We start from the raw sequence: 22,522 nt of genomic DNA on the forward strand, positions 1-22,522 counted from the left end.
GCAAATTGTCGGATGTTTACCGTAAAGCGACAAGTAAAACAGGCTGATTTGTCAGGTGAATCCACATTAATCACTTAAATTAAGACAACGTTGTTCAGTTACTGACTTCCACAGCCGGAAATCTGACGCATAATAGTTGTTCTACGTAGCTAACGGGCCACTACGGCCAGGGATGAAAAATGAAACATTTACGCGTAGCGGCCTGCATGCTGATGCTGGCACTGGTCGGGTGCGATAATAATAACGAAAAATCACCGACGGCTGCGAAACCTGACTCGCCAGCTCCCCAGACTGCGCTAGTAAAAGACAAGGCCCAATTACAAAAGCTGGTGCAACAAAGCCAGGGCAAGTCGCTGACGCTGCTGGATGCCTCAGAGGTCCAGCTCGACGGTGCGGCAACGCTCGTTTTGACCTTCTCCATTCCCCTCGATCCAGAACAAGATTTTTCCCGCGTCGTGCACGTTGTTGATAAAAAAAGCGGCAAAGTGGATGGTGCCTGGGAGCTGGCGCCAAATCTGAAAGAGCTGCGATTACGCCATCTGGAACCTAACCGGGAACTGGTGGTGACCATTGAGCGTGATTTGCTGGCGCTGAATAAAGCGACGTTCGCTATTGATTATGAAAAAAATATTACCACCCGCGATGTACAGCCAAGCGTTGGGTTTGCCAGTCGCGGCTCGCTGTTGCCGGGAAAAGTAATTGAAGGCCTGCCGGTAATGGCCCTCAACGTTAACAGCGTGGATGTGAACTTCTTTCGCGTGAAGCCTGAATCGCTCGGCGCATTTGTCAGCCAGTGGGAATATCGCAATTCGTTGACGAACTGGGAATCTGACAATCTATTGAAAATGGCGGAACTGGTGTATACCGGACGCTTTGATCTCAATCCTGCGCGTAACACCCGTGAGAAGTTGCTGCTGCCGCTGAGCGATATCAAGCCGTTGCAGCAAGCAGGAGTTTACATCGCGGTGATGAATCAGGCTGGACAATACAACTACAGTAATGCCGCTACGCTGTTCACGCTCAGCGATATTGGTGTGTCTGCACACCGTTACCATAATCAACTGGATGTCTTTACGCAGAGTCTGGAAAACGGCGCTGCGCAGCAGGGTATTGAGGTCACGTTACTCAACGAAAAAGGACAGACGCTGGCGCAGGCTACCAGCGACGCGCAGGGTCATGTCAAACTGGAGACTGATAAAGACGCGGCTTTATTGCTGGCCCGCAAAGACGGGCAAACCACGCTGCTGGATTTGAAACTCCCGGCGTTGGATCTGGCTGAATTTGATATTGCCGGTGCACCGGGATACAGCAAACAATTCTTTATGTTTGGTCCCCGTGACCTCTATCGTCCTGGCGAAACGGTGATCCTCAACGGATTACTGCGTGACAGCGACGGCAACACGTTGCCCGACCAGCCGGTGAAGCTGGAGGTCGTGAAGCCCGACGGGCAAGTGTTACGTTCGGTGGTTAGCCAGCCGGAGAACGGTCTGTATCGCTTTAGCTGGCCGCTGGACACCAACGCGCCAACCGGTATGTGGCATATTCGTGCTAATACGGGCGACAACCAGTCACGGATGTGGGATTTCCACGTCGAAGATTTTATGCCTGAGCGGATGGCGCTCAATCTCTCCGCTAATAAGATTCCGGTCGCTCCGGCTGATGAAGTGAAGTTCTCGGTAGTGGGCTACTACCTGTACGGCGCGCCCGCTAATGGCAATGCTCTGCAAGGGCAGCTTTTCCTGCGCCCGCTGCGCGAAGCGGTGCAGGCATTACCGGGGTTCCAGTTTGGTAATATTGCTGAAGAAAACCTGTCCCGCAGCCTCGATGAAGTTCAGCTTACGCTGGATGAACACGGTCGCGGCGAAGTGACCACCAACAGCCAATGGCAGGAGACGCATTCCCCGTTACAGGTGATCCTGCAAGCCAGCCTGCTGGAGTCAGGTGGCCGCCCGGTGACGCGTCGGGCTGAACAAGCCATCTGGCCTGCGGACATGCTGCCGGGTATTCGTCCGCAGTTTGCGGCAAAAGCCGTCTATGACTATCGCACTGATACCACCGTGAATCAGCCTATTGTTGATGAAAACAGCAACGCCGCTTTCGACATTGTTTATGCCGATGCGCAGGGCGAGAAAAAAGCGGTGTCCGGTTTGCAGGTGCGTTTGATCCGCGAGCGCCGGGATTATTACTGGAACTGGTCTGAAGGCGAGGGCTGGCAATCACAGTTCGATCAAAAGGATCTGGTTGAAGGTGAGCAGACTCTGGATCTTAAGGCCGATGAAACCGGTAAAGTCAGCTTCCCGGTTGAGTGGGGTGCCTATCGTCTGGAAGTGAAAGCCCCGAATGATGCGGTGAGCAGCGTACGCTTCTGGGCAGGTTATAGCTGGCAGGATAACAGCGACGGCAGTGGGGCCGTGCGTCCCGATCGCGTGACTCTGAAACTGGACAAACCCAGCTATCGTCCTGGCGATACCATGAAGCTGCACGTTGCCGCTCCCGCTGCTGGCAAAGGTTATGCGATGGTGGAATCCAGCGAAGGCCCGCTGTGGTGGCAAGAAATAGACGTACCGGCGGATGGTCTCGATATCTCCATCCCGATCGATAAAACCTGGAATCGCCACGATTTGTATCTCAGTGCGCTGGTGGTTCGTCCTGGCGACAAGTCCCGTTCGGCCACGCCAAAACGGGCGGTTGGTTTACTGCATTTGCCGTTAGGTGATGAAAACCGTCGTCTGGCGCTGGCGCTGGAAAACCCGGCGAAAATACGTCCAAACCAGTCGTTGACCGTCAAGATTAAAGCCAGCGTCAAAAATGGCGACGTACCAAAACAGGTTAACGTGCTAGTCTCTGCCGTTGATAGCGGGGTGTTGAACATTACCGATTACGCCACGCCAGATCCGTGGCAGGCATTTTTCGGACAAAAACGCTATGGCGCGGATATTTATGATATTTACGGCCAGGTGATCGAAGGGCAAGGGCGGCTGGCGGCACTGCGCTTTGGTGGTGATGGCGATGAATTAAAGCGCGGCGGTAAGCCACCGGTTAATCACGTCAATATCGTGGCGCAACAGGCGCTGCCGGTCACGCTCAACGAGCAGGGCGAAGGTACGGTGACGCTACCGATTGGTGATTTCAACGGCGAGCTACGGGTAATGGCACAGGCCTGGACGGCGGATGACTTTGGCAGCAGTGAAAGCAAGGTGATTGTTGCCGCGCCGGTAATTGCTGAACTGAATATGCCGCGTTTTCTGGCGGGGGGCGATACCTCGCGACTGACGCTGGACGTGACTAACCTGACTGACAAACCGCAAACACTGAATATTAAGCTCGCGGCCAGCGGTTTACTGGAGCTGATGGGGCAAGATCCTGCTCCATTGAATCTGGCACCAGGCGTACGGACTACGTTGTTTATTCCGGTGCGTGCGCGGGAGGGGTTTGGCGATGGCGAAATTCAGGCAGAAATTAGCGGTCTGACTTTACCGGGTGAAACGCTGCCAGTTCAGCATAAACAGTGGAAGATTGGTGTGCGTCCGGCGTTCCCGGCGCAAACCGTTAATAACGGTGTCGCACTTCAGCCGGGCGCAACCTGGCAGCTTCCGGGCGAAGAACTGACCAACTTCTCCCCTGCAACGATGCAGGGACAACTGCTGTTCAGCGGTAAGCCGCCGCTAAATCTGGCGCGTTATATCCGCGAACTGAAGGCTTACCCTTACGGTTGCCTGGAGCAAACGGCGAGCGGGTTGTTCCCATCCTTATACACCAACGCTGCGCAATTGAAGGCGTTAGGTATTGTGGGCGACAGCGATGAAAAACGCCGTGCTGCAGTCGATATTGGGATTTCTCGTTTAGTGCAGATGCAGCGTGATAACGGCGGTTTCGCGCTGTGGGATAAAAACGGGTCGGAAGAGTACTGGCTGACCGCGTATGTCATGGATTTCCTCGTTCGGGCAAATGAACAGGGCTACAGCGTCCCGGTAGAGGTCATTAACCGTGGCAACGAACGGCTGCTGCGCTATTTGCAGGATCCAGGAATGTTGTCGATTCGCTATACCGACGACTCTTCAGCAAGCCGGTTTGCCGTACAAGCCTACGCCGCGTTGGTTCTGGCGCGTCAGCAAAAAGCCCCGCTCGGCGCATTGCGTGAGATCTGGGAGCGTCGTGCGCAAGCGGCCTCTGGTTTACCGCTGTTACAACTGGGAATCGCGCTGAAAAATATGGGCGATGCTAACCGCAGTGAACAGGCGTTGACGCTGGCGCTGAATACGCCGCGCCGCGATACGCAACAGTGGATGGCGGATTACGGCAGTGCGTTACGGGATAACGCGTTGATGCTGGCCTTGCTCGAAGAGAACAAGCTCAAACCTGACGTGCAGAATACGCTGCTGAACACGTTGTCAGAACAGGCCTTTGGGCAGCGCTGGCTCTCGACTCAGGAAAATAATGCGTTGTTCCTTGCCGCCCGTACGTTACAGGACTTGCCAGGCACATGGCAGGCGCAAACGTCACTCTCGGAGCAACCGTTAGCCGGGGAGAAATCACAGACGCGTAATCTGGATGCCGATGCGCTGTCTACGCTGAGCGTCACCAATACCGGTAATCAACCGCTGTGGCTGCGTCTGGATGTGAGCGGTTATTCGCAAACCTCACCGACGCCTGCCAGCAACGTTCTGCATATTGAGCGTCAAATTCTGGGGCTCGACGGAAACAGCAAATCGCTGGATTCGCTGCGCAGCGGCGAGCTGGTGCTGGTCTGGCTGGAGGTGAAAGCCAGCCAGAACGTGCCGGATGCGCTGGTGGTCGATTTACTGCCAGCAGGACTGGAACTGGAAAACCAGAATCTGGCCAACGGCAGCGCCAGCCTGCAGGATAGCGGTAGCGAAGTGGCGAATCTGCTTAATCAGATGCAGCAGGCAGATATCCAGCACGTTGAGTTCCGTGACGATCGCTTTGTCGCTGCGGTGGCGGTCAATGAAGGACAACCGGTTACGCTGGTGTATCTGGCGCGAGCGGTAACGCCGGGGACCTACCAGGTTCCCGTCCCACAGGTTGAATCAATGTATGTTCCGCAGTGGCGCGCGACCGGTGCGACAGAGGGACTTTTGATTGTCAGACCGTAAATGATGCGCCGGTTGGGTAAACGCGGCTGTTGGCTCTGGCTGGCAGCCGTTGCGCTATTGATTGTGGCGGCAGTTTGGGCGGCAGATAAAATCTGGCCGCTGCCCTTGCACGAAGTCGATCCGGCACGGGTCGTGGTGGCACATGATGGTACGCCACTCTGGCGCTTTGCCGATGCCGAAGGTATCTGGCGGTATCCGGTAACGATTGATGAGGTGTCGCCCCGCTACCTTGAGGCGCTAATTAACTACGAAGACCGCTGGTTCTGGAAGCATCCCGGCGTCAATCCGTTTTCAGTACTGCGCGCAGCATGGCAGGACCTCTCCTCTGGGCGTGTGGTTTCGGGCGGCAGTACACTCACCATGCAGGTCGCACGATTACTCGATCCCCATCCGCGAACCTTCGGCGGCAAGTTTCGCCAGCTCTGGCGCGCATTGCAGCTGGAATGGCATCTCTCCAAACGCGACATCCTGACACTGTATCTCAACCGTGCGCCGTTTGGCGGTACGCTGCAGGGCGTGGGGGCGGCAAGTTGGGCCTATCTTGGTAAATCACCCGCGCAATTGAGTTACTCCGATGCCGCGCTACTGGCTGTTTTGCCACAGGCACCGAGTCGCCTGCGTCCGGATCGCTGGCCGGACCGTGCCCAAGCGGCGCGTAATAAAGTGCTCGAGCGTATGGCGACCCAGGGTATTTGGTCTGCCAGACAGGTACAGGAGTCGCGTGAAGAACCGGTCTGGCTGGCGCCCCGGCAAATGCCGCAGTTAGCGCCGTTATTCTCGCGCATGATGCTGGGAAAAAGCCGGAGCGATAAAATCGTGACTACCCTTGATGCCGGATTGCAGCGTCAACTGGAAGAGCTGGCGCAGAACTGGAAGGGGCGCTTACCTGCACGCAGTTCGCTGGCAATGATTGTGGTCGATCACACCGATATGAGCGTGCGTGGTTGGGTGGGGTCGGTAGATATGAATGACGACTCCCGCTTTGGTCATGTGGATATGGTGAATGCGATCCGTTCGCCAGGCTCGGTGCTGAAGCCGTTTGTTTACGGTCTGGCGCTGGATGACGGACTCATTCATCCTGCTTCGTTGTTGCAGGATGTGCCGCGGCGAACCGGGGACTATCGACCAGGGAATTTTGACAGCGGTTTTCATGGCCCGGTGAGCATGAGCGAAGCGCTGGTAAGGTCGTTGAATTTACCCGCCGTGCAGGTACTTGAAGCCTATGGTCCGAAGCGCTTTGCCGCATCGTTACGTAATGTCGGCTTACCGCTGTATCTGCCCGCAGGGGCCGCGCCGAATCTGTCGCTGATTTTAGGTGGTGCGGGGGCAAGGCTGGAAGATATGGCCGCAGCGTACAGCGCCTTTGCCCGCCAGGGAAAAGCGGGAAAACTACGTCTGCAGCCGGGTGACCCACTGCTTGAACGTCCGTTGATGTCGGCGGGCGCGGCGTGGATTATTCGCCGTATTATGGCCGACGAAGCGCAACCGCTGCCGGATAACGCACTGAGCAGAGTGGTTCCGCTGGCGTGGAAAACGGGCACCAGCTATGGCTATCGCGATGCCTGGGCGATTGGTGTTAATGCTCGTTATGTGATCGGTATCTGGACTGGCAGACCAGACGGAACGCCGGTGGTGGGCCAGTTTGGATTTGCCAGCGCCGTGCCGCTGCTCAATCAGGTCAACAATCTTTTGCTCTCTCGCGGGACCAATCAGCCGGAAGATCCACGTCCTGATTCCGTGAGTCGCGGCGTGGTGTGCTGGCCGGGTGGGCAATCCCTTGCCCCCGGAGACAGCAACTGCCGTCGCCGTCTGGCAACCTGGTTACTGGATGGCAGTCAGCCACCAACGTTATTATTGCCCGAGCAGGAAGGGGTTAATGGCATTCGTTTTCCTGTCTGGCTGGATGATGAAGGCAAACGTGTGGCGGCGGATTGCCCGCAGGCGCACGAGCAAACGTTAATCGTCTGGCCGTTGCCGCTGGAGCCATGGCTACCGGAATCAGAACGCCGTGGGGAGAGATTACCGCCAGTTTCTGCCACATGTCCGCCGCTGGGGCAAGACGCTTCGCAGCCGTTGCAGTTGACAGGCATTCGTGATGGCGCGATTGTGAAGCGTTTACCCGGTTCTGCTCAAGCCTCATTGCCGGTGCAAACCAGCGGTGGGAGCGGTGAACGCTGGTGGTTTCTTAACGGTGAAAGGCTGGATGAACGCGGGCGTCGTCTTACGCTACGGCTGGTGACTAAAGGGGATTATCAACTGCTGGTGATGGATGACGCTGGTCAGGTAGCGACGGTGAGATTTTCGATGCAGTAGACCAGTTGGTGACTGTTTGTTGCTAAAATTCATCTTATTTTAAAGAAATGTTACCTTCATCAATAGTCAATTGCCGGGATGCTCTTTATAATCCGCGCCAGGTCGTACATCTATATAGACAACAACAGAACACATTACAGAGGTTATCATGGCTATTGAACGTACTTTTTCCATCATCAAACCAAACGCGGTGGCAAAAAACGTTATTGGGAGCATCTTTGCGCGCTTTGAAGCAGCAGGGTTCAAAATTGTCGGCACTAAAATGCTGCACCTGACCGTTGAGCAGGCACGTGGCTTCTATGCTGAGCACGATGGCAAACCGTTCTTTGACGGTCTGGTTGAATTCATGACCTCCGGTCCGATCGTTGTTTCTGTTCTGGAAAGCGAAAATGCCGTACAGCGTCATCGCGATCTGCTGGGCGCAACCAACCCGGCGAATGCGCTGGCCGGTACTCTGCGTGCAGACTATGCTGACAGCTTCACCGAGAACGGTACTCACGGTTCCGACTCCGTTGAGTCAGCGGCGCGCGAAATCGCCTATTTCTTTGGTGAAGGTGAGGTTTGCCCGCGCACTCGCTAATAAGCTCGTGGGGTAGGCCGGATAAGCATTTGCGCATCCGGCACTGTTTTGCCTGATGGCGACGCTGATGCGTCTTATCAGGCCTACGATCTTCCTTTACATATTATTTTCGCTAATGCTTCGTGCAAACGTGGCATCCCTGCGCCAGACTTTGTACAATGCAACGCCCCGGAAGAGCAGATCGCTTGCCGGGGCGTTTCTTTTTAACCCTCCACGGGCCACAACGTGTAACAACGAGGCCGGAAAAAATTATGTCTGAATTAGTTAACACCTCTGAAGTCGTCATTCCTGCGGTTCCAAATAAAAATGGAAAAATTAACCTGCTGGATCTGAACCGTCAGCAAATGCGCGAATTCTTCAAAGAGATGGGCGAAAAACCGTTTCGTGCCGATCAGGTCATGAAGTGGATGTACCACTATTGCAGCGACAACTTTGATGACATGACTGACATCAACAAGGTGCTGCGTAACAAGCTGAAAGAAGTGGCTGAAATTCGCGCCCCGGAAGTGGTGGAAGAGCAGCGTTCTTCTGACGGTACGATCAAATGGGCTATCGCGGTTGGCGATCAGCGCGTTGAAACGGTGTATATCCCGGAAGACGATCGTGCGACCCTGTGTGTTTCTTCACAGGTCGGGTGCGCATTAGAGTGTAAATTCTGCTCTACGGCGCAACAGGGCTTTAACCGTAACCTGCGGGTATCGGAGATCATTGGTCAGGTCTGGCGCGCGGCGAAGATCGTCGGTGCGGTAAAGGCTACGGGCGTGCGTCCTATTACCAACGTGGTGATGATGGGGATGGGTGAGCCGCTGCTCAACCTGACCAACGTAGTTCCGGCGATGGAAATCATGCTTGATGACTTCGGTTTTGGGCTGTCCAAGCGTCGCGTCACGCTATCCACCTCAGGCGTTGTCCCTGCGCTGGATAAGTTGGGTGATATGATTGACGTCGCGCTGGCGATTTCTCTGCATGCGCCGAACGATGAAATTCGTGACGAAATTGTACCTATCAACAAAAAGTACAATATCGAAACATTCCTTGGCGCGGTTCGTCGTTATCTGGAGAAGTCCAACGCTAACCAGGGTCGTGTAACCATTGAGTATGTGATGTTAGATCACATCAATGATGGCACTGAACACGCGCATCAGCTGGCAGAACTGCTGAAAGATACGCCGTGTAAGATCAACCTGATCCCGTGGAACCCGTTCCCGGGCGCGCCGTATGGCCGTAGTTCTAACAGCCGTATCGATCGTTTCTCCAAAGTGTTGATGAGCTATGGTTTCACTACCATCGTGCGTAAAACACGTGGTGATGACATCGATGCAGCCTGCGGTCAGCTGGCGGGCGATGTTATCGACCGTACCAAGCGTACTCTGCGTAAGCGTATGCAGGGCGACGCTATCGAGATTAAGACCGTTTGATGTTGGCGCACTACGGTATAATTCCTGTACCGTAGTGCAACGTAAGCCATATGAGGTTTTTTGTTGTCGTCGTCAGGTCAATAATAACGGTGCGTTTTTGTCGACTTTAAGGCAGTATGTAACGGCGTAACAAGTGTTTAGCCCTCAGGTTTACGCCGTTTTGTCATTGATAGTCTGACCGTTTTATACTGTCTGACGAAGGTTAACTGACCAGATGTTTCGCGGTGTGGGTGAGCATTGTGGCTCGCCGGCATCAGAACCCAAATTTACGCAGCTGTAGCGAATGAATACTGAAGCCACGCACGACAAAAATGAAACACTATCCACCGGCGTTCGTCTGCGCAATGCCCGTGAACAACTTGGATTCAGCCAGCAGGCAGTCGCGGAGCGACTTTGCCTGAAGGTCTCCACGGTACGCGATATTGAAGAAGATAAGGCGCCAGCCGATCTTGCTTCAACATTCCTGCGCGGGTATATCCGTTCTTATGCGCGTCTGGTGCATATTCCTGAAGAAGAACTGTTGCCAGGGCTGGAAAAACAGGCTCCGATTCGACCAGCTAAAGTCGCACCGATGCAGAGCTTCTCGCTCGGCAAACGTCGTAAGAAACGCGACGGCTGGTTAATGACCTTTACCTGGCTGGTACTGTTTGTCGTTGTCGGACTGACAGGCGCCTGGTGGTGGCAGAACCATAAAGCACAGCAGGAAGAGATCACCACCATGGCCGATCAATCCTCTGCTGAGCTGAATGCCGGTAAAGAGGGTGCGCAGAACGTACCGTTAGATACCAGCGCTGCAGCAGGGCAGGATACCCCTCCGGCTCCTGACGATGGTGCGGTCGCGGACGCAGCGCCAACGCCAGACGTTGCTGCGACCCCGGCACCCGCCGCTGATGCGCAACAGAACGCCGTTGTTGCCCCATCTCAGGCTAACGTCGATACCGCAACCGCAGCGCCAACAGCGCCAGCTACAGCGGCTCCTCTGCCAACCGATCAGGCAGGTGTGACTACACCTGTAGCCGATCCTAACGCGCTGGTGATGAACTTTACCGCCGATTGCTGGCTGGAAGTAACCGATGCGACCGGTAAAAAACTGTTCAGCGGGATGCAGCGTAAAGACGGCAATCTAAACCTGACCGGTCAAGCGCCGTACAAACTGAAAATTGGCGCTCCGGCGGCAGTGCAGATTCAGTTCCAGGGTAAACCTGTCGATCTGAGTCGTTTTATCAGAACTAACCAGGTTGCGCGTCTGACCGTTAATGCCGAACAATCACCGGCTCAGTAACAGACGGCAATGCGGGAGATTTTTTAATGCATAACCAGGCTCCAATTCAACGTAGAAAATCGACACGCATTTACGTTGGGAACGTGCCGATCGGCGATGGCGCGCCCATCGCCGTACAGTCGATGACCAATACGCGTACCACGGATGTGGAAGCGACGGTTAATCAGATTAAAGCGCTGGAACGCGTAGGCGCAGATATTGTTCGTGTCTCTGTACCGACAATGGATGCCGCAGAAGCGTTCAAGCTTATCAAACAGCAGGTTAACGTCCCGCTGGTTGCCGATATTCATTTCGACTATCGTATCGCGCTGAAGGTGGCGGAATACGGCGTTGATTGTCTGCGTATTAACCCAGGTAATATCGGTAGTGAAGAGCGTATTCGCATGGTGGTGGATTGCGCTCGTGATAAAAATATTCCAATCCGTATCGGCGTCAACGCCGGATCGTTGGAAAAAGATCTGCAGGAAAAATACGGCGAACCGACGCCGCAGGCGCTGCTGGAATCCGCTATGCGCCACGTGGATCACCTCGATCGTCTGAACTTCGATCAATTCAAAGTCAGCGTTAAAGCATCTGACGTTTTCCTCGCCGTAGAATCCTATCGCCTGCTGGCGAAACAGATCGATCAACCGCTGCATCTGGGGATCACCGAAGCCGGTGGTCTGCGTAGTGGTTCGGTGAAGTCCGCGATCGGCCTTGGCCTGCTGTTATCTGAAGGGATCGGCGATACGCTGCGTGTTTCTCTGGCAGCCGATCCGGTGGAAGAGATCAAAGTGGGTTTTGATATCCTGAAATCGCTGCGTATTCGCGCGCGCGGGATCAACTTCATCGCTTGCCCAACCTGTTCGCGTCAGGAGTTTGACGTTATTGGTACGGTTAACGCGCTGGAGCAACGCCTGGAAGATATCATTACGCCAATGGACGTTTCGATCATCGGCTGCGTGGTAAACGGTCCTGGTGAAGCGCTGGTTTCTACGCTGGGCGTGACGGGCGGTAACAAGAAAAGCGGCCTGTATGAAGACGGCGTGCGTAAGGACAGACTCGATAACGACGACATGATTACGCAGCTTGAAGCCCGCATCCGCGCTAAAGCGAGTATTCTGGACGAAGCGCGTCGTATCGACGTGCAGCAGCTTGAAAAATAACAACGTGATGGGAAGCGGCGTGCTTCCCGTGTATGATTGAACCCGCATGGCGCCCGCATTGTTCGGGTTAGCGCTGAGGGTTCATTTTTATATTCATAAAGAGAATAAACGTGGCAAAAAACATTCAAGCCATTCGCGGCATGAACGATTATCTGCCTGGCGAAACCGCCATCTGGCAGCGCATTGAAGGCACTCTCAAAAACGTGCTCGGTAGCTACGGTTACAGTGAAATCCGCTTGCCGATTGTAGAGCAGACCCCGTTATTCAAACGCGCGATCGGTGAAGTCACCGACGTGGTTGAAAAAGAGATGTATACCTTTGAGGACCGTAATGGCGACAGCCTGACGTTGCGTCCTGAAGGGACAGCGGGCTGCGTACGCGCCGGCATCGAACATGGTCTCCTGTACAATCAGGAACAGCGTCTGTGGTATATCGGGCCGATGTTCCGCCACGAACGTCCGCAGAAAGGACGCTATCGTCAATTCCATCAGCTGGGTGTCGAAGTATTTGGCCTGCAAGGCCCGGACATCGATGCGGAGCTGATTATGCTGACCGCTCGCTGGTGGCGCGCGCTGGGTATTTCTCAGCATGTTAGCCTTGAGCTGAACTCAATCGGTTCGCTTGAAGCCCGCGCTAACTACCGTGATGCGTTGGTCGCCTACCTGGAACTGCACAAAGAGAAACTGGACGAAGACTGCAAGCGTCGTATGTACACCAATCCGCTGCGCGTTCTCGACTCTAAAAACCCGGAAGTACAGGCGCTGCTCAACGACGCGCCTGCACTGGGCGACTATCTTGATGACGACTCTCGCGAGCACTTCGCGGGCTTGTGCAAACTGCTGGAATCCGCAGGCATTGCCTACACCGTCAATCAGCGTCTGGTTCGTGGTCTTGATTACTACAACCGCACCGTATTTGAGTGGGTCACTAGCAGCCTGGGCTCTCAGGGCACCGTGTGTGCCGGTGGTCGTTACGACGGTCTGGTCGAGCAACTTGGCGGTCGTGCAACGCCTGCCGTGGGCTTTGCTATGGGGCTGGAACGACTTGTTTTGTTAGTTCAGGCAGTTAATCCGGAATTTAACGCAGATCCTGTTGTCGATATATACCTGGTCGCTTCAGGGGCGGACACGCAGTCGGCGGCAATGACGCTTGCAGAACGTCTGCGCGATGAAGTTCCTGGCGTGAAACTGATGACAAACCACGGTGGCGGCAACTTTAAGAAACAGTTTGCCCGTGCCGATAAGTGGGGCGCCCGCGTTGCACTGGTACTGGGCGAGTCCGAAGTGGCTGACGGTACTGTTGTAGTGAAGGATTTGCGCTCTGGTGAGCAAATGGCAGTAGCGCAGGATAGCGTTGCCGCGCATTTGCGCACTTTACTGGGCTAAGGAGAAGGACAGCGTGGAAATTTACGAGAACGAACACGACCAGGTTGATGCGGTAAAACGCTTCTTTGCTGAAAACGGCAAGGCGCTGGCTGTTGGGATCATTTTAGGGGTTGGCGCGCTGGTTGGTTGGCGTTACTGGACCAGCCATCAGACGGAGTCCGCACGCTCTGCTTCTCTGGCATATCAAAATACGGTGACTGCGGTTAGCGCGGGTAAACCGGACAGCATTCCTGCCGCTGAGAAATTTGCTGCAGAGAATAAAAATACCTACGGCGCGCTAGCTTCACTGGAACTTGCGCAGCAGTTTGTTGACCAAAATGAACTTGAGAAAGCCGCAGGTCAGCTGCAACAGGGCTTGGCTGCGACCAGCGATGAAAATCTCAAAGCGGTGATTAACCTGCGTCTGGCTCGTGTTCAGGTTCAGCTTAAACAGGCTGATATCGCGCTGAAAACACTCGACACCATTAAAGGTGAAGGGTGGACGGCCATTGTTGCCGATCTGCGCGGTGAAGCGTTGCTGAGCAAAGGCGACAAACAAGGTGCGCGTAGCGCATGGGAAGCGGGTGTGAAAAGCGATGCCTCTCCTGCTCTGAGCGAAATGATGCAGATGAAAATCAATAATTTGTCCATCTGAGAGGGACCCGATGCAATTGCGTAAATTACTTCTGCCAGGGCTGCTTTCCGTTACCCTATTGAGCGGCTGTTCACTGTTTAGTGGCGAAGAAGATGTCGTTAAGATGTCCCCATTACCGGTGGTTGAAAACCAGTTTACTCCGTCTACGGAATGGAGCACCTCTGTAGGCAACGGTATTGGTGATTTCTATTCCAATCTTCATCCTGCGCTGGCGGATAACGTTGTCTATGCAGCCGATCGCGCTGGTGTAGTGAAAGCGTTGAACGCAGGCGACGGTAAAGAAGTCTGGTCTGTGAATCTGGGTGAGAAAGACGGCTGGTTCTCCCGTGCATCTGCACAGCTTTCTGGCGGTGTAACCGTGTCCGGCGGACATGTTTACATTGGCAGCGAAAAAGCGCAGGTCTATGCGTTGAATACCAGCGACGGTACCACCGCATGGCAGACGAAAGTCGCCGGTGAAGCGCTGTCTCGTCCTGTTGTGAGCGATGGCGTAGTACTGATCCACACCAGCAACGGCCAGTTGCAGGCATTAAACGAAGCTGATGGCGCCATCAAATGGACCGTTAACCTCGACATGCCTTCCCTGTCTCTGCGTGGTGAATCCGCTCCGGCAACCGCCTTTGGCGCAGCTATTGTCGGCGGTGATAACGGTCGCGTGAGCGCCGTGCTGATGCAGCAAGGCCAGATGATTTGGCAGCAGCGTATCTCTCAGGCGACAGGCCCAACGGAAATCGATCGTCTGAGCGACGTTGATACCACGCCGGTTATCGTCAATGGCGTTGTTTACGCGCTGGCTTATAATGGTAACCTGACGGCGCTGGATCTGCGCAGTGGTCAAATTATGTGGAAACGCGAACTGGGCTCGGTGAATGATTTCATCGTCGACGGTAACCGTATCTACCTGGTTGACCAGAATGACCGCGTACTGGCGCTGACCACCGATGGCGGCGTGACGCTGTGGACGCAAAGCGATCTGCTGCACCGTCTGCTGACGTCCCCGGTATTGTATAATGGCAATCTGGTCGTCGGTGATAGCGAAGGCTACCTGCACTGGATTAACGTTGACGATGGTCGTTTTGTTGCCCAGCAGAAAGTCGACAGCTCAGGTTTCCTGACCGAGCCGGTCTCTGCTGATGGTAAACTGCTGATCCAGGCGAAAGACGGTACGCTGTACTCCATTACGCGTTAATCGTCCTGGCCGCTCGCTTTGAAAAACGGCTCCTGGTGCAGGGGCCGTTTTACTGTTTTTAACAACGGGGCAAAAAATGTGCCCGTTGTCTGATGATTTTTTAAATGAGGCTTTAAACATGGTACCTGTGGTCGCGCTTGTCGGGCGCCCTAACGTTGGCAAATCCACGTTATTTAACCGTCTAACTCGCACCCGAGATGCGCTGGTTGCGGATTTCCCGGGTCTGACTCGTGACCGTAAGTACGGTCGTGCGGAAATTGAAGGCCGTGAGTTTATCTGTATTGATACCGGCGGTATTGATGGCACCGAAGACGGTGTTGAAACCCGTATGGCGGAACAGTCGCTGTTGGCTATCGAAGAAGCAGACGTTGTGCTGTTCATGGTGGATGCACGTGCTGGCCTGATGCCAGCGGATGAAGCTATTGCTAAACATCTGCGTTCGCGCCAGAAACCGACGTTCCTGGTCGCCAACAAAACTGACGGACTCGATCCTGACCAGGCGGTTGTTGATTTCTACTCATTGGGTCTGGGTGAAATTTATCCGATCGCGGCGTCCCATGGTCGTGGCGTTCTCAGCCTGCTGGAGCATGTTCTGCTGCCGTGGATGGATGACGTTGCTCCTCAGGAAGAAGTGGATGAAGACGCAGAATACTGGGCGCAGCTTGAAGCCAAAGAAAACGGCGAAGAAGAGCCTGAAGACGATTTCAACCCGCAGGATTTGCCGATTAAACTGGCAATCGTCGGCCGTCCGAACGTAGGTAAGTCCACGCTTACTAACCGTATTCTCGGCGAAGATCGCGTAGTGGTTTACGACATGCCGGGAACCACGCGTGACAGTATTTATATTCCGATGCAGCGCGATGAACGCGAATATGTGCTCATCGATACCGCGGGCGTGCGTAAGCGCGGCAAAATTACCGAAGCGGTAGAAAAATTCTCAGTAATCAAAACGCTGCAGGCAATTGAAGATGCCAACGTGGTGATGCTGGTGATTGACGCGCGTGAAGGGATTTCCGATCAGGACCTGTCGCTGCTGGGCTTTATCCTCAATAGTGGGCGCTCACTTGTTATCGTAGTCAACAAGTGGGATGGCCTGACGCAGGAAGTAAAAGAGCAGGTCAAAGAGACGCTGGACTTCCGTCTGGGCTTTATTGATTTTGCGCGCGTACACTTTATCTCTGCGCTGCACGGTAGCGGCGTGGGTAATCTGTTTGAATCGGTCCGTGAAGCATACGATAGCTCCACACGTCGAGTGAGCACCGCGATGCTGACGCGCATCATGACCATGGCAGTAGAAGATCATCAGCCGCCGCTGGTGCGTGGTCGTCGTGTGAAGCTGAAATATGCCCACGCTGGTGGTTATAACCCGCCAATCGTGGTGATTCACGGCAACCAGGTCAAAGACCTGCCGGATTCCTACAAGCGTTATCTGATGAACTATTTCCGCAAGTCTTTGGACGTGATGGGGACGCCAATCCGTATTCAGTTCAAAGAAGGGGAAAACCCGTTTGCGAATAAACGTAATACACTGACGCCGACCCAGATGCGTAAACGTAAGCGTTTGATTAAGCACATTAAAAAAAGCAAATAATCGTTGCTGATGTTGATAAAAACCCGCGCTTGTCGCGGGTTTTTTTTCGTCTGCCCATTGCTGATCTCCCCCCTGTGTAAAGTCAATCACTATTCGTTTTTTGCCAAGTTTAAATCTAAGAAAGTAGACATTTGTCGAGTTTTCATCTTAAAGTCCGGGGGCTGGTACTAGACAAAACTAGCCTTAGGTTATCAAATGGTTAAATAACTTTTCGCCGCATGTAAAAAATCGGTCAGATACGTAACTGGCTGGCGTACATCGCGGTGTTTACACGCACGACGACATAACTTTCGGGAGAATTATGCAATCCTCTGTTAATCAAAAAGAAAGCCGAACTTTCTTCGGTCATCCTTATCCGCTCGGCTCGCTGTTTTTCACAGAGATGTGGGAGCGCTTCTCGTTTTACGGCATTCGCCCGTTACTGATCCTGTTTATGGCTGCTACCGTTTATGACGGCGGCATGGGGCTGGCGCGTGAAAATGCCTCGGCGATTGTGGGTATCTTTGCCGGTACGATGTATCTCGCCGCGCTGCCAGGTGGCTGGCTGGCGGATAACTGGCTCGGCCAACAGAAAGCGGTGTGGTACGGTTCCATTTTGATTGCGCTCGGTCACTTGTCGATCGCGCTCTCGGCCATTATGGGGAACAACCTGTTCTTTATCGGCCTGATGTTTATCGTACTCGGTTCCGGTCTGTTTAAAACCTGTATCTCAGTGATGGTTGGCACGCTGTATAAAAAAGGCGATGCGCGTCGCGACGGCGGTTTCTCGCTGTTCTATATGGGCATCAATATGGGGTCGTTTATCGCGCCGCTGATCTCCGGCTGGCTGATTAAATCCCACGGTTGGCACTGGGGCTTTGGCATCGGTGGTATCGGGATGCTGGTGGCGTTGATCATCTTCCGCGTATTTGCCGTTCCATCGATGAAACGTTATGACAGCGAAGTGGGTCTGGACTCAACCTGGAACAGCCCGGTAGTGAAACGTAACGGTGTGGGCGCGTGGCTGCTGGCGCTGGCCGTCGGCGTAGCCGTTATCGTTACGCTGATTGCGCAGGGCGTGATTGTGATAAATCCGGTCGCGGTTGCCAGCATACTGGTATACGTGATTGCAGCCTCCGTTGCCTTGTACTTTATCTACCTGTTCATCTTTGCCGGTTTGAACCGTAAAGAGCGCGCCAGACTGCTGGTCTGCTTTATCCTGCTGGTTTCCGCCGCGTTCTTCTGGTCTGCATTTGAGCAGAAGCCAACCTCATTCAACCTGTTCGCTAATGACTACACTAACCGTATGATCGGCGATTTTGAAATCCCGGCGGTCTGGTTCCAGTCGATAAACGCACTGTTTATCATTCTGCTGGCACCGGTATTCAGCTGGGCGTGGCCGAAACTGGCGAGCATGAACATTCGCCCGAGCAGCATCACCAAGTTCGTTATTGGTATTCTCTGTGCCGCTGCAGGCTTTGGTCTGATGATGCTGGCAGCGCAAAACGTTCTCAGTAACGGTGGCGCAGGCGTCTCCCCATTCTGGCTGGTGGGCAGTATCCTGATGCTGACGCTTGGTGAGCTGTGCCTGAGCCCGATCGGTCTGGCGACCATGACGCTGCTGGCCCCGGAAAGAATGCGCGGGCAGATGATGGGCCTGTGGTTCTGCGCCAGTGCGCTGGGTAACCTGGCCGCAGGTCTGATTGGTGGTCATGTGAAGGCCGACCAACTGGATATGCTGCCGGATCTCTTCGCTCGCTGCTCGATTGCATTGCTTATCTGCGCCGCGGTACTGATCGTCCTCATTGTGCCGATCCGTCGCATGCTGGAGAATACGCAAACTAAACCGGCTACTAGCGCCTGATAACACCTCGATTATGCCGGGGCAGACGTGATGTCCCGGCTATTCAATTTATGGGCTAAGAATATGTTGTGTTTATCGCCACCTTATCTTTGCGTCATGCCTATATTCTTGATTTGGAACAGGTCGTTGCCATAGTTCGTACCATGATCGAAAAATCTATGTTGAAAATGTTGAGAGCCAGTTAAACCAGTAGGTGCTGTTCCGCAGGCGTTAGTAAATGTAGCGTGTTAAACTCAGCGTGACACTGGATCTTTATACTGGAGTAATTATGACTATTATCTGCCCGGATTGTCTCACCGAAATGGAACCACAAAACGGTATGGCGCACTGTGAGAGTTGTGATAAAGATTTTCAACTGGATACGCGTTGTCCGGAGTGTAATCAGCCACTGCAAGTACTCAAAGCCTGTGGTGCGGTGGATTATTTCTGCCAGAATGGGCACGGACTTATTTCTAAAAAACGTGTTGTTTTTGCTATCAGATACTAATTATATTAACTTTCTGAATAAAACAGGATTAGCTATATAGATAAAATATTAATTCGGTTTTTCTTATTTATTATACAAATAAATCCCAAGGTGTTTTTACTATATTTCTTATTTTTAGGAATATATTTAGGATATTAACCGTAAGTAATATTCAATCCATGGGTACAATGTTCCTGTGCATGGAAGCTATAGCAAACACAGGGATAATCTATGGTGCCAAGAGTACGCTTATTCGTTCTATTGTTAATGTCTGGCGCCGTAGCTGCCGAGACCGATATCAGTGTACCTGTCATTCCTGAATATGCGAGTGATTCTCAAAATACTCGTGTTTCCTCGTTACCCGATCTGGCCAGCGATGCGGTTGAAAAAGAAGAAAAAGAAAGTAAAGGACAATCCATTAAAGAAAAAAGCGCGGATTATATAACAAACTCCGCGACGCAAGGGTTTGAAAATCTGACGCCGGAAGCGCTGGAATCTCAGGCGCGTAGCTACCTGCAAAACCAAATCACTTCATCAGCACAGTCATTTCTTGAGGGGGCGATGTCACCCTATGGTAAGGTCCGCACCAGCTTGTCGGTCGGCGAAGGCGGCGATCTTGAAGGCAGTTCGCTGGATTATTTTGTTCCTTGGTATGACAACGAAAGTACGCTGTTCTTTAGCCAGGTTTCGGCCCAGCGTAAAGAAGAACGCACTATTGGTAACCTAGGTTTTGGTATGCGCCAGAACGTGGGCGACTGGCTACTGGGCGGCAACGTCTTTTACGACTATGACTTCACTCGCGGCCATCGCCGTCTGGGGCTGGGCAGCGAGGCATGGACGGATTTTGTTAAATTCTCCGGCAACTATTACCATCCGCTGTCCGACTGGAAAGATTCAGAGGATTTTGACTTTTATGAAGAGCGTCCAGCCCGAGGTTGGGACATACGGGCGGAAAGCTGGTTACCGTTCTACCCACAAATTGGCGGCAAGCTGATATACGAGCAATATTACGGCGACGAAGTGGCGCTGTTCGGCACCGACAATTTACAAAAAAATCCGCACGCCGTCACCGTTGGCCTGAACTATACGCCTGTTCCGCTGGTTACGGTGGGGACGGATTACAAAGCTGGAACGGGAGATAGCAACGATTTCAACGTTAATGCCACTGTCACTTACCAGTTCGGCACGCCGCTGGCGGCTCAGCTTGATCCCGAAAACGTCAAAATTCAGCATTCACTGATGGGGAGCCGCACCGATTTTGTCGATCGTAACAACTTCATCATTCTGGAATACCGCGAAAAAGATCCGCTGGACGTCACGCTGTGGCTGAAGGCTGATGCAACCAATGAGCACCCTGAATGCGTAATTCAGGATACGCCAGAAGCCGGTATCGGTCTTGAAAAGTGTAAGTGGACAGTGAATGCGCTGATTAACCATCATTACAAAATAGTCTCCGCTTCCTGGCAGGCAAAGAATAATGCCGAACGTACGCTAGTAATGCCGGTAGTGAAAGCGAATACGTTGACTGAAGGTAACAACAATCGCTGGAATTTGGTGCTTCCAGCTTGGGTAAACGCCGAGACAGAAGCACAACGTATTTCGCTGAACACCTGGAAAGTGCGTATGACGCTGGAAGATGAAAAGGGAAATAAACAAAACTCTGGCATTGTGGAAATCACCGTCCAGCAGAATCGTAAAATCGAACTTATCGTTGACAATATTGCCGATGCTGATCGCACCGATCACAGCCATGAAGCCAGTGCTCAGGCCGATGGTAAAGATGGTGTTGTGATGGATCTCTTAATTACCGACTCTTTTGGTGACACCACCGATCGCAATGGCAACGAGCTGGTCGACGAGGCCATGACGCCTGAGTTGTACGACAGCAATGATAAGAAAGTGATGTTATCCCAAACGCCTTGCACTACGGAAACGCCATGTGTATTTATTGCCAGCCGTGACAAAGAAGCAGGGACTGTCACGCTCTCCAGTACGCAGCCTGGCACTTTCCGCTGGAAAGCGAAAGAAGATGCCTATGGCGACAGTAACTATGTAGATGTCAGCTTCCTCGGAGAGGATGCGGGCGCATTGAACCCACTTATTTATCAGGTGAAATCAAAAAAACCAATCAATTTGATCGGGAAAGAGGAGCAACATCCCGCAGTCAATAATACCTATCGCTTTCTGCTGTGGCGAGATAAAAACCAGGATGGCGTGTTTCAGATGTCCGAACAACTCACTGAAGAAGAGATGGCGCAGTACGACTATCAATGGGAATTCAGTGGGCAAAGCACCAATGGTCATACTGGGGCGCAGACAAATACTGCCAATCAGGATTTAGTATTGCCTGCGACCAACCGCGAAGCGGCGCAGAAGTTTTCCGCTCATGAGGAAGATGGTGTACAGGGTTATGGGTTACGCGTGGTGTATAGCAAGAAATAGCGTCAGCGTGGTGGCTGACCAGCCAGTCGCTGAATTTTGAAGAAAAGGAGAGTCTTAATGCAGGCAACATTCAAACGGCGGCTAACTAAAGTCGCTTTGGCACTGGCCATCGCTGGGTACTGTTCGGTACCAGCGGCGATTGCCGCCCCGGAAGGCAATCTGAAAGGCTCTGCCGGTTGGCAAAGTGTTAGCGAATCGACCGGCACTATTCAGGGCTCCGTGCCGTGGATCAACCGTGCGGCGGATAAAACTGCGGATACCGATAAAGATCATGTCACGGTGACTATCGATCGTGGTTCTCGATCCGCATCCACTGACGGTGAAAAGCAGCTGCACGTTGGCGATAAGCTGACGGTGAACTGGGCGATTGGCGATACTGAAGGCGACCTTGACACTGACAATACGGCTACCAAAGCCACGGTGCAGTGGATGAGCTACAGCGACCAGAATGGCGGCGATGCCAAAGAAATTGGCACCAAAGGCAGCGATACCTATGAAATTCAGGATGGCGATGCGGATCGCTATATCGGTATCAAAATTACGCCAACCACCACTACGGGCGACCCCTTCGTTGCCACAGAACTTTTGTTGAAAGACCTCTCAACCAATGAGGGTGGTGGTGACGACGATGATATTCCTGAAGGTCCGGTCGTAGATGAAAACGTTCACGCAGTAATTTACGAGTCTGGTTCAACTACCAACCTGCTGGGTGCGACAACGAATCTTAAAACTAACACCACATATAAAGTGCTGTTGTGGAAAGATAAAGCGGGCGGTACGGAAGGTAAATACGATACGGGTGAAGAAGTTACCGCTGATTACAACTACCGCTGGCGGTTCGTGGGTACCAGTCAGAAAGCCGGTACCGGCACGGGCGGGATCGTCAACGAAAGCTGGAACGATAAAGACCTGGTCATCCCGATCACCAACGCCGAAGCGAAAACGGCGTTCGAAGGTGCCTCTGGCGGCGTTACCGTCGGCACCGATGGCGTTCAGGGCTTTGGCTTGTCCATCGACTACAAACGCAAATAAGTTGGCCTCAAGCAACCACTCCCTGCGGGGAGTGGTTTTTCCGCGTATTTTGCCAAGCCTCGCCGCTTCGCAAAATATGTGGTGGGTA

Annotated in this window: 14 protein-coding genes; all 14 read left to right on the top strand. The window is 53.2% G+C overall.

Annotated features, from left to right (window positions below; genetic code table 11):
* Positions 1–179: 179 nt before the first annotated feature.
* Entirely contained in the window at positions 180–5,114 is a 4,935-nt protein-coding gene (locus LY264_RS06745) for an alpha-2-macroglobulin family protein (protein ID WP_048225023.1), read from the top strand.
* On the top strand, positions 5,115–7,427 hold the full coding sequence (gene pbpC / locus LY264_RS06750) for a peptidoglycan glycosyltransferase PbpC (protein WP_048225020.1): 2,313 nt from the start codon (positions 5,115–5,117) through the stop codon (positions 7,425–7,427).
* A gap of 148 nt (positions 7,428–7,575) precedes the next feature.
* Positions 7,576–8,007: a nucleoside-diphosphate kinase gene (gene ndk / locus LY264_RS06755; RefSeq protein ID WP_003037710.1), complete on the top strand. Its 432-nt coding sequence runs from the start codon at positions 7,576–7,578 to the stop codon at positions 8,005–8,007.
* Between the two features lie 251 nt (positions 8,008–8,258).
* Complete coding sequence (gene rlmN / locus LY264_RS06760; RefSeq protein ID WP_008785455.1) at positions 8,259–9,425, top strand: dual-specificity RNA methyltransferase RlmN; 1,167 nt, start codon at positions 8,259–8,261, stop codon at positions 9,423–9,425.
* A 283-nt stretch (positions 9,426–9,708) separates the two neighbouring features.
* The gene (gene rodZ / locus LY264_RS06765; RefSeq protein WP_008785454.1) at positions 9,709–10,707 is read left to right on the top strand and encodes a cytoskeleton protein RodZ; all 999 of its coding nucleotides are present in this window, start codon (positions 9,709–9,711) and stop codon (positions 10,705–10,707) included.
* A gap of 26 nt (positions 10,708–10,733) precedes the next feature.
* The gene (gene ispG, locus LY264_RS06770; protein WP_003037720.1) at positions 10,734–11,852 is read left to right on the top strand and encodes a flavodoxin-dependent (E)-4-hydroxy-3-methylbut-2-enyl-diphosphate synthase; all 1,119 of its coding nucleotides are present in this window, start codon (positions 10,734–10,736) and stop codon (positions 11,850–11,852) included.
* A 110-nt stretch (positions 11,853–11,962) separates the two neighbouring features.
* Positions 11,963–13,237: a histidine--tRNA ligase gene (gene hisS / locus LY264_RS06775; RefSeq protein ID WP_048225017.1), complete on the top strand. Its 1,275-nt coding sequence runs from the start codon at positions 11,963–11,965 to the stop codon at positions 13,235–13,237.
* A gap of 13 nt (positions 13,238–13,250) precedes the next feature.
* Positions 13,251–13,871, top strand: coding sequence for a YfgM family protein (locus tag LY264_RS06780; protein ID WP_048225015.1), 621 nt, complete (start codon positions 13,251–13,253; stop codon positions 13,869–13,871).
* A gap of 10 nt (positions 13,872–13,881) precedes the next feature.
* Complete coding sequence (bamB, locus tag LY264_RS06785) at positions 13,882–15,060, top strand: outer membrane protein assembly factor BamB (RefSeq protein WP_008785453.1); 1,179 nt, start codon at positions 13,882–13,884, stop codon at positions 15,058–15,060.
* A 118-nt stretch (positions 15,061–15,178) separates the two neighbouring features.
* Positions 15,179–16,651, top strand: a complete 1,473-nt coding sequence (der, locus tag LY264_RS06790; RefSeq protein WP_003835168.1) for a ribosome biogenesis GTPase Der — start codon at positions 15,179–15,181, stop codon at positions 16,649–16,651.
* Between the two features lie 301 nt (positions 16,652–16,952).
* A complete protein-coding gene (locus LY264_RS06795; RefSeq protein ID WP_048225012.1) occupies positions 16,953–18,494 on the top strand; it encodes a peptide MFS transporter in 1,542 nt (513 codons plus the stop codon).
* Between the two features lie 268 nt (positions 18,495–18,762).
* Positions 18,763–18,981: a zinc ribbon domain-containing protein gene (locus LY264_RS06800; RefSeq protein WP_048225010.1), complete on the top strand. Its 219-nt coding sequence runs from the start codon at positions 18,763–18,765 to the stop codon at positions 18,979–18,981.
* A 210-nt stretch (positions 18,982–19,191) separates the two neighbouring features.
* Positions 19,192–21,402 (top strand): intimin-like inverse autotransporter SinH, encoded by a 2,211-nt coding sequence (gene sinH / locus LY264_RS06805; RefSeq protein WP_048225007.1) that lies wholly within the window; start codon positions 19,192–19,194, stop codon positions 21,400–21,402.
* A 57-nt stretch (positions 21,403–21,459) separates the two neighbouring features.
* A complete protein-coding gene (locus LY264_RS06810) occupies positions 21,460–22,434 on the top strand; it encodes a SinI family autotransporter-associated protein (RefSeq protein WP_071692597.1) in 975 nt (324 codons plus the stop codon).
* The last annotated feature ends 88 nt before the right edge of the window (positions 22,435–22,522 follow it).

The sequence above is a fragment of the Citrobacter portucalensis genome, assembly GCF_023374935.1.
Lineage (GTDB): Bacteria > Pseudomonadota > Gammaproteobacteria > Enterobacterales > Enterobacteriaceae > Citrobacter > Citrobacter portucalensis.